Raw genomic sequence first — 12,346 nt, forward strand, 5'->3', positions numbered from 1 at the left:
CCGGCCGGGCACGCGTGCGTCGCGTTCGTCTCGATATACTCGCGGAAACCGTGCGGCGCGTCGTCATGTCGGCGCACCGGCCACCGGCGCACGTCGGCCGGCAGCGGCCCTGAAGGCCCGGAAAGCACGCACACCCCGTCGCGGCAGCGTTCCGCGACGACGATTCAAGACAGGAGCAGACACATGACAATCGTTTCTCCGCGCCTCGCCGGCAAGTGCGCATACATCACGGGCGCCGCGGGCGGCCTCGGCCGCGCGATCGCGCGCCGGATGGTCGAGCAGGGCGCGCGCGTGTTCGTGACCGATATCGCCGAAGCGGCGGTGCTCGACGCGTTCGCGCAGGAACTCAACGCGGGCCGCGCGACGCCGGTCGCGTTCGCCGCGACCCAGGACGTGCGCGACGAAGCGCGCTGGCAGACGCTGCTCGCGCAGGCGACCGATGCGATGGGCGGGCTGTCGGTGCTCGTCAACAACGCGGGTGTCGGCTCGATCGGCTCGCCCGCGCAAATCGAGCTGGATGAATGGCGGCGTGTGATGGCGATCAACGTCGAGAGCATCGTGCTCGGCTGCAAGCATGCGCTGTCGTATCTGGCCGAGAGCCATCCCGCATCGATCATCAACATTTCGTCGGTCGCCGCGTTCAAGGTCGAACCGGATTTCACCGCGTACAACGCGTCGAAGGCGGCGGTCGCGTCGCTGACGAAGTCGGTCGCGATCGACTGCGCGCGCCGCGAGATCGACGTGCGCTGCAATTCGATTCACCCGGCGTTCATCCGTACGGGGATCGTCGAGCCGCTGTTCCAGTCGCTCGGCGAACGCGACGCGACGCGCAAGCTCGCGCGCGGCATTCCGCTGCGCCGGCTCGGCGAGCCGGACGACGTCGCGCATGCGGCCGTGTATCTCGCGTCCGACGAGAGCCGCTTCGTGACCGCCGCCGAACTCGTGATCGACGGCGGCATGTGCGCGGTCTGACGCGCATCCCGAACCACAACGATTGGAGGAGAACAGCATGTCGACACCCGTGAACCGTCAGCTGCTGCTGAAGACGCGCCCGGAAGGGCGGGTCGGCCGCGAACATTTTTCGCTCGTCGAGACGCCGGTGCCGGCGCTCGCCGACGGCGACGTGCTCGTACGCGTGCTGTATCTGTCGATGGACCCGACCAACCGCGTGTGGATGAGCGACGTGCCGCAGTACCTGCCGCCCGTCGCGATCGGCGAGGTGATGCGCGCGCTCGGGATCGGCCGCGTGATCGCGTCGCGCCATGCGGGGTTCGCGGAAGGCGATCTCGTGCAGGGGCTCGTCGGCTGGCAGGACTACGCGGTCGTGCCGGCCGAGCAGGCCGCGCAGTTCGTGAAGCTGCCCGCGCAGTCGGGCCTGCCGCTGCCGACGCTGCTCGGCGCATGCGGGATGAGCGGGTTGACCGCGTACTACGGGCTGACCGACATCGCGCCGGTGCAGCCGGGCGAAACGCTCGTCGTGTCGGCGGCGGCCGGCTCGGTCGGCTCGATTGCCGGGCAGATCGGCAAGATCCACGGCGCACGGGTGGTCGGCATCGCGGGCGGCGCGGACAAGTGCCGCTACCTGACCGAGACGCTCGGCTTCGACGCGGCCGTCGACTACAAGGCCGACGATTTCCGCCAGCAACTGAAGGCAGCGACGCCGGACGGCGTGCACGTGAACTTCGAGAATGTCGGCGGCGAGGTGATGCGCGCGGTGCTGTCGCGGATGGTGATCGGCGGGCGGGTCGCGCTGTGCGGCGTGATCTCGAACTACAACAGCGGCCGCGCGGCCGACGACGTCGGCGTGCTGATCTCGAAGCGGCTGACGATGCGCGGCTTCCTGATCCTCGACTACCGCAAGAGCCGCGAAGCCGTGCAGACGCTTTCCGGCTGGCTGCGCGACGGTCGGCTCAAGGCCGAGGAAACCGTGGCCGACGGTCTCGAAAACGCGCCCGACGTGCTGAATCGCCTGTTCGACGGCGACCATCGCGGCAAGCTCGTGCTGCGCGTCGATCCGGAAGCGTGACGGGCGTGTCTCGCCTGTCGGATCGGGGCGCGGGCGCATATCGATCGCGCTGAGTTCGATTAATCCGGCTGCAGTTTAGGACTTGTCCCATATATTGTCCGGGCCGCTCTCTCTACAGTGATTGCCAGTACACAGGCGGCGTGACCGACGCGTCACGCCGCCTGTTTTTTCTGGTGACGCGGCAGAGGAGAGGGAACATGCGCGACAACGCGAAGCGGTTGGCATCGGCGACGGTAGTGAGTGCGGGAGTCGTGCGGAAGAGGATGTTCGGGCTCGGTGTCGCGCTCGCGATGTCGACTGCGACGTCGATCGCAATGTCGAACACGAACATGGCCGGACAGCCCGCGGCGGACGGTGTCGTGCGATTCACCGGCGCGCTCGTCGATCTCTATGACGTGACGCTCGATGCCCCGGCGGGTGTGCAGGTCGACGCGCGGAACGCGGATCACGGCGGGGCAGCGGCCACGCTCCGGTTCGATGCGCATGGGCGGCGCCTACCCGGTGCGCTGGTGATGCTGGTCGGGCCGGACGGCGCGCCGCTCGCGGCGGATGGCGGCGCGGCGGTGCGCGCCACGTGGCACGACGCGCGCGACGATCGCAGCGTGCCGCTGGCGCCGGGCCGTGTTCATCGCGTCGGCCCGTATGGCGGCGTGATGACGGTTGCGGCGGATGAAGCAACGGGCGCCGTGGCGCCCGTCGTGATCCATATCCGTCATCCTTGACCGGCGATGTCCGCCCGCGTGCGGATCGCCGGCCGCCGGACGCGCGTCATTCGCCCTGTTCGGCGCGCGCGTAGATGTCCCAGCTCGCCATGAACAGCGCGGCGACGAGCGGCCCGATCACGAAGCCGTTGATGCCGAACAGCGCCATCCCGCCGAGCGTCGAGATCAGCACGACCCAGTCGGGCATCTTCGTGTCCTTGCCGACGAGGATCGGGCGCAGCAGGTTGTCGACGAGGCCGATCACGCCGACGCAGAACGCGACGAGGATCACGCACTTCCATACCGCGCCGATCATCAGGAAGTAGAGCGCGGCGGGCACCCACACGAGGCTCGCGCCGATCGCGGGCAACAGCGACAGGAACGCCATCAGCGCGCCCCACAGCACGACGCCCTCGATCCCGAGGATCCAGAAGATCAGGCCGCCGAGCGCGCCCTGGACGAGCGCGACCGCGATGTTGCCCTTCACGGTCGCGCGCACGACCGTCGTGAATTTCGCGAGCAGCAGGTTCTTGTGCTCTTCGTCGAGCGGCAGCGCGCGGCGCACGCGGCGGCCGATCTCGCCGCCGTCGCGCAGCAGGAAGAACACCATGTACAGCATCACGCCGAAGCTCACGACGAACTGGAACGTGTTCTGGCCGATGCTGAGCGCCTGGGTGGCCGCGAACTGGCTGATCTGCGCGGCGCCGTCGGTCAGCTTCTTCTGGATGCCCGGGATGTTGGTCAGCCCGTATTTCTGCAGCAGGTTCTGGATCGACGTCGGCAGCGCGTGAATGATGTCGTGGAAATACTGCGAATAGTTCGGCTGGGCATCCTTGAGCTCCTGGTACACGTACGCGATTTCCTGCACGAGCGTGGCCGTGACGAACACAAGCGGCAGGATCACGATCAGGATGATCAGCGACATCGTGACGAGCGCGGCCAGATTGCGCCGCTTGCCGAAGCGTGCGGCCAGCCAGCGCTGCACGGGCTGGAACAGGATCGCGAGAATGGTGCCCCAGAAAACGGCGCCGGAGAACGGCGCGAGGATCCAGCAGAGTCCGACGGTGACCGCGAACAGCAGGAAGTAGAAGAATTTTTGGTGATCGTGTCCGCTATCCATGGGTGCATTCGCGCAGATTGATGCGTGGTTTGATTGAATCTCGTTGCCCCGCGCGCGATCGGTTCGCGAACGTCGGGTTCGCGGCGCGACGCGCCGCCGGGCGGCCCATGCGGAGTATGCCCGCAAAGGTGCCGCCATCATAGCCGCTGCGTGATGCACATGCGAAAACGCCGCGGCCGGGGCCGCGGCGCTGCCGGGAAGCGAACGCGGCGGGAGGCCGCGTGCCGCATCGTCAGATGTTGAGCTTGGTGACCTTCGTGCCGTTCACCGACAGGTCGCCCATCAGGCCTGCATTGGTCAGGACCAGCACTTCCACCGGTGCGGTAGCCGTGTTGGAGTCGACCGCGCCGTTCGCGCCGACCTTCACGACCGCGACCGACGCGTCTGCGCCGGCCGACCAGCCGTCCGACTTGCGGAACGAGTCGAGCGCATCCTGCGTCATGAACAGGAACACGACCGCCTTCGACTGCGCGCCGGCCTGCAGGCCGACCGACAGCGACGACGTGTTGTAGTAGCCGACGGTGCTGCCGCCGACGCGCAGCGCGCCGTTGCCGGACTGGGCGCCGACGATGAAGCCGGCCTGCAGCACGTTCGGGAACACGAGGACGCCGCGCGCTTTCGAGACCAGGTCGCGCGAGCCGGGCACCGTCGAATACAGGCGCGACAGCGTCGCGTTCACGCTGGCGTCGATCGACTCGCGCTTCGACGCGCTGGCCGCGGGGCTATCGGGTTTGCCGGACGTGGTCGTGCAGCCGGCAAGGGCGAGGCTGCCGAGCATCACGGCAGCGGCGGCTTTCATGGCGAGGGATTTCTGCATGGCGTTTCTCCTTCGTTGTCTGATGGATGACGGGCGAGGCGGGCGGCGGTGCACGCCGCCCCGTTCAACGGCGGGAAAGGAGCAGGCCCGCAACGAACGCAAGGCCCGCGACGACGCCGGCGGTTTGCCACGGGTTGTCGTGCACGGCCTGCGACACGCGTTCGGCCGATTCGCGCAGCCGGGCGGCCGCGCTGCCCGATGCGTAGTCGAGCGCGCCGCGCGCTTCGTCGAGCCGGGATTGCACGCGCTTGCGCAGCGCGGCGATATCGCCATCGCCATCGTTTTTCAGCAGATCTTCCAGTTCGTCGACCAGCCCGCGCAGATCGTCGGTCACGTCGGCATGCAGATCGCGGGCGGCCGCGCGCGTCGTGCGGCCCACGCGCCGGCCGGTGCGACGGATATCGGACAGCCCGCGGTCCAGCTTGTGTTCGATCGAGTCGGTAAGCGCCATGGTGTTTATCCTCCTTTGATTCCAGGCAATTTGAAGATAAGACGAATCGCTGCAACTAATGTGATTCACTTGATCCGATTGAGTTTCGAGACAAATTTTCAATTCGTCAGCCGGATCGCCGGGAAACCCCGTCGCGCGGGGCGGCGCAGCGGTTGAAAAAATTTCGCGCGTCGGGGCGATACAGCGTGTCGAGCAGCGGGTCGCAGTGAAGGTCCGGTAAATATGGCGCCCCCACGGGCATCAGGTAAATAGTGCCGTTGCAGGTTGAGCGTTGATGCAAATGCACTACTCGACGCTCGATCGAGGCGCACGATTCGTGCCTAATGCCGGCTGTGGGCCGGTGTCGTTCAGCGCGACGTCGATGACGACGGGATCGTGGTCCGACGAGCGGTAGGCGTCCGGCGCGTAATAAGCCGACCGTCGCGTGCGCGTTTTGTAATCGGGCACGGGTTGCAGCGCGAGCGGTTCGTCCGCATTGATGTGCCAGAACCGCACGGCTTTCACGCGCGCGGCGAGCGGCGGCGTGGCGAGCGCATGGTCGAGATTGCCGGCTTCGCCGCGAAATACGTAGCTGTACGCAGCATCGCCGACGAAGCGCGCAACCAGATTCGCGTAGCCGCGCGCTTCGAGCGTGCGGACCGGGTCTTCCTTCGCATAACTGTTGAGATCGCCGATCAGCAGCACGCCGGCGGCCGCGACGCCCGTCGGCGACGTGGCGAGCCAGTCGGCGACGCGCGCGGCCGCCCGCGTGCGCGCCGCATTCCAGCAGCCCTGGCCGTCCGACTGGTCGAGATCGGCGCCGCTCGCATGCGGGCAGTTCTTCGACTTCAGGTGATTGACCGCGACCGTGAGCGCACGCGTGCCGCCGATGCGCCGGAACGTCTGCGCGAGCGGCGGGCGATGCCGGCCGCCGAGCGAGACGGTGGCGGCGCGCCCGACCGGCTCGACCGTGCGGCTGTCGTACAGCAGCGCGACCGCAATCGCGTCGCGGCCCAGCCGCGCGGTGCCGGGATCGACCGCGCGCCAGCCGTCGCCGAGTTGCGCGGCGAGCCGACGGATGGCGCTCGCGTCGCCGTGGCCGTTGTTCGCGATTTCCATCAGCCCGATCACGTCGGCGCGCAGCGCGCGCAACGCCGCGACGATCTTCGCTTCCTGCCGCGCGAACGCGGCGGCCGTTTTCGCGCCGCGGTTGGCCGGCGCGTCGAATCCGCCACCCTGGCCGTCGCCGTTGAAATAGTTGAAGACGTTGAACGACACGATGCGTACGTCGGCATCGGGATGCCGGGCCGGCGCCGCGGTACGCGGGTTCGCGGCGGCATCGAATACGGGCGCCGTGCCGGCCACCGGTTGCAGCCGCCATGTGCCGTAGCGCAACTCGAGCACGCCTTCGACGCCGCGTACCGTGTAGCCCGCGCGCAGCGTGTTGGCGGCGCTCAGCGCGGGCGGCGGATAGCGGGCAGTCGCCGGGTCGCGGCGGTTCGAACCGTCGTCGAGCACGATGCGATTCAATGCGTTGGCCGTTGCCTGGGCGGCAGCGTCGGCCGGCGGCGCGACCTGGGTCGGCACGCGCAGCCGGCCGTTGCTCAGCACGATGCTGCCGTAGCGGCCGAGTTCGTGGGTATCGCTGACCGTCAGCGTTTGCGGCAGGCGTACGCGCATGGCTTCGTGCGCGGCGAGGACGGCGGGCGACGCGACCGGCAGCGTGAGCGCGGCCGGCGTGACCGTCTGCCCGCGTGCGCAGACGGCCACGCGGCCCGACAGCGTGAGCTGCGTCCGGCCGTATTTCTCGTCGACCTTGCCGGTCAGACGCACGAGATCGCCGGGTTCGGCGCGCGCGTCCGGTGCGTAGACGAACAGGCCTTCCGAAACGCCCGGCCGGCGTTGCCGCTGTGCGTCGGCCTGCTGGACGAAGAAGCCGCCCAGGCCGTCGGCGCCGCCGAACGCCGCGGTGACGACCGCCTCGATCGACGTCGTTTGCCCGGCGAGCGGCGACCGACCGCCGGCGCGGCGGATCTCGGCAATCGCCGTGGCTGCGCCGCCGCAGCCGCTGCTGACCGGCAGCGCGGCGGTGGTCCGCCGGGCGCAGAAGGCCACGGACAGCACGACGGACACCACGACGAACAGCGCGACGGCAAGCAGGGGGAGCGGGCGTGACATGGGGCGATCCACAGGATGAGAATCCGACAGTTCGGGACCGCATCTTGAAGGCAAAATGTCAGGCTGCGGGCGAAATGGCCGTTCGGCCATTGCCGGTTGGCCAACGATGCGGCAAGCCGCCCCGCGGCTGTTACGCTTTCGCACCGGGCGTCGTGTGCCGCTCGTCCGCTGCATGTCGCCGCACCCCGTTCCCACAGGAGAAATCCATGTCTTACATGCTGTTGATTGTCGAACCGGTCGAACAGCGCGCCGAGCGCACGCTCGACGAAGGCCAGGCGCTTTATGCGCGGATGGTCGAATTCGCCGAGTCGTTGAAGGCGCGCGGCGTGCTGCGCGGCGTCGAGTCGCTGGAGCGGTCCGAGCGCGGCACGCGCGTGCAGGTGCGCGACGGCGAGACCCGGCTGCTCGACGGCCCGTTCGCGGAGGCGAAGGAGATGGTCGGCGGCTTCTTCCTCGTCGACGTCGACACGCGCGAGGAAGCGATCGAGATCGCGCGCCAGTGCCCGGCCGCGCAATGGTGCACGGTCGAGGTACGCGCGGTCGGCCCGTGTTTCCTGTGAGTGCCGCGACTCGGTATTTACCCTGATTTGTCGTGGCGCGTGTCGATCCGGCCGTCTTCCGCCCGTCGTCCGGGTAAGGCGCCGCGGAACGGGCGCCGCTTTCCACCGACGACAAGGAGTGAACGATGCGATTCATGATCATGATCCGGGCGAACGCCGTCAGCGAATCCGACGCGTTGCCGGACAACCGGCTGGTCGAGGCGATGACGGTCTATCACGAGGAACTGGCGAAGGCCGGCGTGCTGCTCGACGCCAACGGCCTGAGGCCGAGCGCCCACGGCTGGCGCGTGCGCTACACGGGCGGCAAGGGCACGGTGGTCGACGGCCCGTTCGCCGAAACGAAGGAACTGATCGCCGGCTACACGCTGATCCAGGTGCGCTCGCGCGACGAGGCGCTCGAATGGACCCGCCGGTTCCCCGCGCCGTTCGGCGCCGAACTCGATTGCGAGATCGAGGTGCGGCCGCTGTTCGAGCTCGACGACCTCACGCCGAGCGATGCGGTCGAGCGGTTCCGCGATCTCCACGTCGGCCGCAGCCACGCCTGAATCCAACCTCACCGGGAGCACCCGTCATGCACAAGATGGTTTTCATCAACCTGCCGGTAGCCGACCTGCCGCGCGCGAAGACGTTCTACCAGGCGCTCGGCTTCGAGGTCGTGCCGGCCTATACCAACGAGCAGGCCGCCTGCATCAAGATCAGCGACACGATCTTCGCGATGCTGCTCGTGCGGCCGTTTTTCCAGACCTTCACCGACAAGACGATCATCGATCCGGCGACGCACATCCAGGTGCTGTCGTGCCTGTCGTGCGACAGCCGCGCCGAAGTCGACACGCTCGTCGCGAAGGCGCTGGCCGCCGGCGGGGCTGCGCCGCAGGCGCCGCGCGAGTACCCGAACATGTACGGCCACGGGTTCACCGATCCGGACGGCCACACGTGGGAACTGATGGCCATGCCGCTGGAGGCGTCCGCCCAGGGGCAGGCGTCGTGACGCATGAGGCGACGCATCGTGCGATCGAAGCGGTCTGGCGAATCGAGGCGCCGAAGATCATCGCGCGCGCCGCGCGCGTGGTGCGCGACGTCGGCGTGGCCGAGGAGCTGGCGCAGGACACGCTCGTCGCGGCGCTCGAGCACTGGCCCGTCGACGGCGTGCCCGACAACCCGGCCGCGTGGCTGATGACGGCCGTGAAGCGTCGTGCGCTCGACCGGGTCCGGCAGGAGTCGCTGCATGCGGCGAAGCGCGACCAGCTCGGCCACGAGATGGACGCGCTCGAAGCGCATGTCGTCCCCGACATCGCGGACGCGCTCGCCGACGCGCGCGACGACGACATCGGCGACGACCTGCTGCGGCTGATCTTCACGTCATGCCACCCGGTGCTGTCGACCGACGCACGCGTCGCGCTGACGCTGCGGCTGCTCGGCGGGCTGACGACGGGCGAGATCGCGCGCGCGTTCCTGACGCCCGAGCCGACGATCGCGCAGCGGATCGTGCGCGCGAAGCGCACGCTCTCGGCCGCGCACGTGCCGTTCGAAGTGCCGGCTGCCGATGCGCGGCCCGCGCGGCTCGCGTCGGTGCTCGAAGTGATCTACCTCGTGTTCAACGAAGGCCATGCGGCGACGGCGGGCGACGACTGGATGCGTCCGGCGCTATGCGACGAGGCGTTGCGGCTCGGCCGCGTGCTGGCCGGGCTCGCGCCGGATGAAAGCGAGGTGCTCGGGCTCGTCGCGCTGATGGAGCTACAGGCGTCGCGCATGCATGCGCGCGTCGATGCGCAGGGCCGGCCCGTGCTGCTGCTCGACCAGGACCGCAGCCGCTGGGATCCGCTGCTGATCCGGCGCGGCCTCGCGGCACTGGAACGGGCGACGAAGCTCGGTGGCGTGCGCGGGCCGTATGCGCTGCAGGCCGCGCTCGCCGCGTGCCATGCGCGTGCGCGGCGGGCGGCGGACACGGACTGGGCGCAGATCGTCGCGCTGTATGACGCGCTCGCCGAAGTCGCGCCGTCGCCGGTCGTCGAACTGAATCGCGCGGTGGCCGTGGGAATGGCGTTCGGGCCGGCTGCGGCGCTCGAACTCGTCGACGGGCTGCGCGACGATCCGGCGCTCGCGCGCTATCACTGGCTGCCGAGCGTGCGCGGCGATCTGCTCGCGAAGCTGGGCCGCACCGACGAAGCGAAGCTCGAGTTCCGGCGCGCGGCGGAACTGACCCGCAACGCGCGCGAAAGGGAATTGCTGCTCAAGCGTGCGACGGATGCGTGAAGTGGATCGCGCGCCGTCGCGGCGCGTCGGCGGGAAATGCTCGCGAGCCCGGCCGGAAGCGGTGCGGTGACGACACGCCGAATGCGGCATGACCGGCCGGTGCGCACGAGTCGGCGCCTCTCGGCGGGATCCGCGATATGTCGGCAGATTTAAGCGATGTCCTAATTAGACGCTAAAAAATAATAATACGTGTACGAATTATATTTCAAGATGATAATTTTAATTGAAACTTAAATGCAAGGCTTCGCATAATCCGCGCTTGATTGACATGTCGCGCGATGGGCGGGGTCCGAGTGTTAAGGATAGTTAACAAAAAGAAGTATGGGCGAATGGAGCCCACGGAGTCGCGACGCGCCCGCATGCGCCAGTCTTGCGCATCATGCGAGACCGGGCGCGGCCCGATACGATTCGGTCGCATCGGTCATTTCCCGGATCTGGTCATGCGGCCGCGACGCATTGCGAGCCGCGCGCTGTGCGCCGCGAACCTGGTGGCATTCGCTGTTGCCGCGGCTGCCCAGACCCCCGAGTCCGGCGCGCAGCCGCTCAATGCGCAGCGCCATCAGGCCCAACAGCTCGACGAGATCCGGCAGCAGATGCTCGACCGGCCGGACGTGCTGTCCGCGAAGCCGCCGCGTGAATCCGACGCGCTGCCATTGCCCGAAGAAACGCCGTGTTTCGACATTCACACGATCGAATGGCGCGGCGCCGACGCATTCCCGTGGCTGCGCGACGCCGTCCCGTTCGAGCACGCCTGCATCGGTGAAAAAGGCTTGGGTCTGCTGCGCGAACGGATCGGCCGCCGTCTCGTCGCACGCGGATACGTCACGTCGCTCGTCAGCATTCCGTCGCAGGATCTGTCGACGGGACGCTTGATCATCGAGGTGCTTCCCGGCCGCATCGGCGCGATAAGCGACGAGCGCGGCCGGATCGGCTGGGTGCGCATCGCGTTTGCGCGCGGCGCGCACGCGTTGCTGAACGTGCGCGATCTCGATCAGGCGCTCGAGAACATACGTCGTCTGCCCGGTCAGGCAGCCACCGCGTTCGATCTGGTTCCCGGCGCGTCGCTTGGCGATACCGACATCGTCGTCCGGCCTCCGGACGATACGCGCCGCTTTCGCTTCATCGCGACGGCCGACAACGGCGGGCTCGATGCGACCGGTCGCAACCAGCTCGGCGCGATCGTCGCGATCGATTCGCCGCTGCGGCTCTACGATCAGTTGATCCTCACCTACAACACGGACGCATCGCTGGGCAACAAGGCGATCGGCTCGCAGGCGAAAAGCGCCGCATGGAACGTGCCGATCGGCTATGCGTCGTTCTCGCTCGGCATCAGCGAGTGGACGAGCCGGCAGGCGCTGTTGAACGATGTGCCCGGCCTTGTCGTGCCGCCGTTCGGCCAGCGGACCCGCCGCTACGAGGCCGGCATCGGCTACGTGCCGTATCGCTCCGGTCACGGCAAGACCACGCTCGGTTTCCGGCTTGCTCGACGCGAGGACCGTTCGTGGTTGGGGCCGATCGGTATCGACGTGATGCGCCATGACATCGTCAGCTATGAGGTGAGCGCGGCGCATCGCGAGAAGCTCGCGCGCGCGACCATCGACGCGAGCATCAGCATGCGCGCAAGTCTCGCCGGGTTGAGTCCTTTCCCCGGCCATATCAACGGTCGGGACTCGTGGGACGGCCGCTATCGCGTGTTTACCGCGGCGTTCGGCGCCGATGCTCCGTTCCGGATCGGCGCGCGGCCGTTCGGTTATCGCGGGTTCGTCCAGTTCCAGTACACGCCCGGCGTGCTGCCGTCCACGGAGTACCTGCAGATCGGCGGCCGCTACACGGTGCGTGGGTTCGACGGCAACCAGACGCTCGCTGGAGCCTCAGGCTGGTTATGGCGCAACGAGCTGGCGACGCCGTTGTTCGGCATGCACGAGGTCTATGCCGCGCTCGATGCCGGCCAGATCGTCGGCGAAGGCGCGGACGAGGGCGCGGGCCGGGGAGGCCGCATGCTGATCGGCGCCGCGCTCGGCGTGCGCGGCGGCTACCGGATGCTCGGCTATGACGTCGCGCTCGGCATGCCGCTTCACAAGCCGGGCGCGCTGCGAACCGCGCAACCCATGTTCCTCATGTCGCTTACGAGCCGTTTCTGATCGGTGCGGGCGCACCCGCGTTCGCCATATGCCACGGAGGGAACCGCCATGTAAGCACGTTTGCCCGTTCATCGGCCGATCGACGGACCGGCCCGATCCGGCGTGGCCTGAGCCATGCCT

13 protein-coding genes are annotated in these 12,346 nt (G+C 68.3%); 8 read left to right on the forward strand and 5 right to left on the reverse strand.

What is annotated here, in order from left to right; genetic code table 11:
- The first annotated feature begins 183 nt into the window (after positions 1-183).
- Both CFB81_RS18565 and CFB81_RS18570 read left to right on the forward strand, forming a co-directional pair.
- The gene (locus CFB81_RS18565; RefSeq protein WP_069618567.1) at positions 184-972 is read left to right on the forward strand and encodes an SDR family oxidoreductase; all 789 of its coding nucleotides are present in this window, start codon (positions 184-186) and stop codon (positions 970-972) included.
- A 37-nt stretch (positions 973-1,009) separates the two neighbouring features.
- Positions 1,010-2,026, forward strand: a complete 1,017-nt coding sequence (locus CFB81_RS18570; protein ID WP_089437055.1) for an NADP-dependent oxidoreductase — start codon at positions 1,010-1,012, stop codon at positions 2,024-2,026.
- A 112-nt stretch (positions 2,027-2,138) separates the two neighbouring features.
- On the opposite strand, the gene CFB81_RS36610 is transcribed toward CFB81_RS18570, so the two are convergent.
- On the reverse strand, positions 2,139-2,357 hold the full coding sequence (locus CFB81_RS36610; protein WP_256121993.1) for a hypothetical protein: 219 nt from the start codon (positions 2,355-2,357) through the stop codon (positions 2,139-2,141).
- Between CFB81_RS36610 and CFB81_RS18575 the strand changes: the two genes are divergently transcribed.
- On the forward strand, positions 2,317-2,748 hold the full coding sequence (locus CFB81_RS18575; protein ID WP_256976332.1) for a thioesterase: 432 nt from the start codon (positions 2,317-2,319) through the stop codon (positions 2,746-2,748). The genes CFB81_RS36610 and CFB81_RS18575 overlap by 41 nt on opposite strands.
- Before the next feature lie 46 nt (positions 2,749-2,794).
- On the opposite strand, the gene CFB81_RS18580 is transcribed toward CFB81_RS18575, so the two are convergent.
- The 4 genes from CFB81_RS18580 to CFB81_RS18595 all read right to left on the reverse strand — a co-directional run bounded on the left by CFB81_RS18580 (position 2,795) and on the right by CFB81_RS18595 (position 7,272).
- A complete protein-coding gene (locus CFB81_RS18580; RefSeq protein ID WP_050017367.1) occupies positions 2,795-3,847 on the reverse strand; it encodes an AI-2E family transporter in 1,053 nt (350 codons plus the stop codon).
- Between the two features lie 232 nt (positions 3,848-4,079).
- Positions 4,080-4,664 carry a YSC84-related protein gene (locus CFB81_RS18585; protein ID WP_069618564.1) on the reverse strand — a complete coding sequence of 195 codons (585 nt, stop codon included), beginning with the start codon at positions 4,662-4,664 and terminating at the stop codon, positions 4,080-4,082.
- 64 nt (positions 4,665-4,728) lie between these two features.
- Positions 4,729-5,115, reverse strand: coding sequence for a YqjD family protein (locus tag CFB81_RS18590; protein WP_069618563.1), 387 nt, complete (start codon positions 5,113-5,115; stop codon positions 4,729-4,731).
- Between the two features lie 285 nt (positions 5,116-5,400).
- Complete coding sequence (locus tag CFB81_RS18595) at positions 5,401-7,272, reverse strand: ExeM/NucH family extracellular endonuclease (protein WP_089436134.1); 1,872 nt, start codon at positions 7,270-7,272, stop codon at positions 5,401-5,403.
- Between the two features lie 206 nt (positions 7,273-7,478).
- Here CFB81_RS18595 and CFB81_RS18600 point away from each other — a divergent pair, with 206 nt between their 5' ends.
- The 5 genes from CFB81_RS18600 (at position 7,479) to CFB81_RS18620 (ending at position 12,226) form a co-directional block, all read left to right on the forward strand.
- Positions 7,479-7,832 carry a YciI family protein gene (locus CFB81_RS18600; protein WP_069618562.1) on the forward strand — a complete coding sequence of 118 codons (354 nt, stop codon included), beginning with the start codon at positions 7,479-7,481 and terminating at the stop codon, positions 7,830-7,832.
- 125 nt (positions 7,833-7,957) lie between these two features.
- The gene (locus CFB81_RS18605) at positions 7,958-8,377 is read left to right on the forward strand and encodes a YciI family protein (RefSeq protein ID WP_069618561.1); all 420 of its coding nucleotides are present in this window, start codon (positions 7,958-7,960) and stop codon (positions 8,375-8,377) included.
- 26 nt (positions 8,378-8,403) lie between these two features.
- Complete coding sequence (locus CFB81_RS18610) at positions 8,404-8,820, forward strand: VOC family protein (RefSeq protein ID WP_069618560.1); 417 nt, start codon at positions 8,404-8,406, stop codon at positions 8,818-8,820.
- Positions 8,817-10,085, forward strand: coding sequence for an RNA polymerase sigma factor (locus tag CFB81_RS18615; RefSeq protein WP_089436135.1), 1,269 nt, complete (start codon positions 8,817-8,819; stop codon positions 10,083-10,085). Before CFB81_RS18610 ends, CFB81_RS18615 begins: the two co-directional genes overlap by 4 nt.
- 440 nt (positions 10,086-10,525) lie before the next feature.
- Positions 10,526-12,226, forward strand: coding sequence for a ShlB/FhaC/HecB family hemolysin secretion/activation protein (locus CFB81_RS18620; RefSeq protein WP_089436136.1), 1,701 nt, complete (start codon positions 10,526-10,528; stop codon positions 12,224-12,226).
- The last annotated feature ends 120 nt before the right edge of the window (positions 12,227-12,346 follow it).

Origin of the sequence: Burkholderia sp. AU28863, assembly GCF_002223195.1 — a bacterium.
Taxonomy (GTDB): Bacteria; Pseudomonadota; Gammaproteobacteria; order Burkholderiales; family Burkholderiaceae; genus Burkholderia; species Burkholderia sola.

Coding starts and splice junctions, on each gene's coding strand:
- CFB81_RS18595 (WP_089436134.1), bottom strand. CDS start 7,272: ATGTCACGCCCGCTCCCCCTGCTTGCCGTCGCGCTGTTCGTCGTGGTG.
- CFB81_RS18565 (WP_069618567.1), top strand. CDS start 184: ATGACAATCGTTTCTCCGCGCCTCGCCGGCAAGTGCGCATACATCACG.
- CFB81_RS18580 (WP_050017367.1), bottom strand. CDS start 3,847: ATGGATAGCGGACACGATCACCAAAAATTCTTCTACTTCCTGCTGTTC.
- CFB81_RS18590 (WP_069618563.1), bottom strand. CDS start 5,115: ATGGCGCTTACCGACTCGATCGAACACAAGCTGGACCGCGGGCTGTCC.
- CFB81_RS18600 (WP_069618562.1), top strand. CDS start 7,479: ATGTCTTACATGCTGTTGATTGTCGAACCGGTCGAACAGCGCGCCGAG.
- CFB81_RS18585 (WP_069618564.1), bottom strand. CDS start 4,664: ATGCAGAAATCCCTCGCCATGAAAGCCGCCGCTGCCGTGATGCTCGGC.
- CFB81_RS18570 (WP_089437055.1), top strand. CDS start 1,010: ATGTCGACACCCGTGAACCGTCAGCTGCTGCTGAAGACGCGCCCGGAA.
- CFB81_RS18605 (WP_069618561.1), top strand. CDS start 7,958: ATGCGATTCATGATCATGATCCGGGCGAACGCCGTCAGCGAATCCGAC.
- CFB81_RS18575 (WP_256976332.1), top strand. CDS start 2,317: ATGTCGACTGCGACGTCGATCGCAATGTCGAACACGAACATGGCCGGA.
- CFB81_RS18620 (WP_089436136.1), top strand. CDS start 10,526: ATGCGGCCGCGACGCATTGCGAGCCGCGCGCTGTGCGCCGCGAACCTG.
- CFB81_RS18610 (WP_069618560.1), top strand. CDS start 8,404: ATGCACAAGATGGTTTTCATCAACCTGCCGGTAGCCGACCTGCCGCGC.
- CFB81_RS36610 (WP_256121993.1), bottom strand. CDS start 2,357: ATGTTCGTGTTCGACATTGCGATCGACGTCGCAGTCGACATCGCGAGC.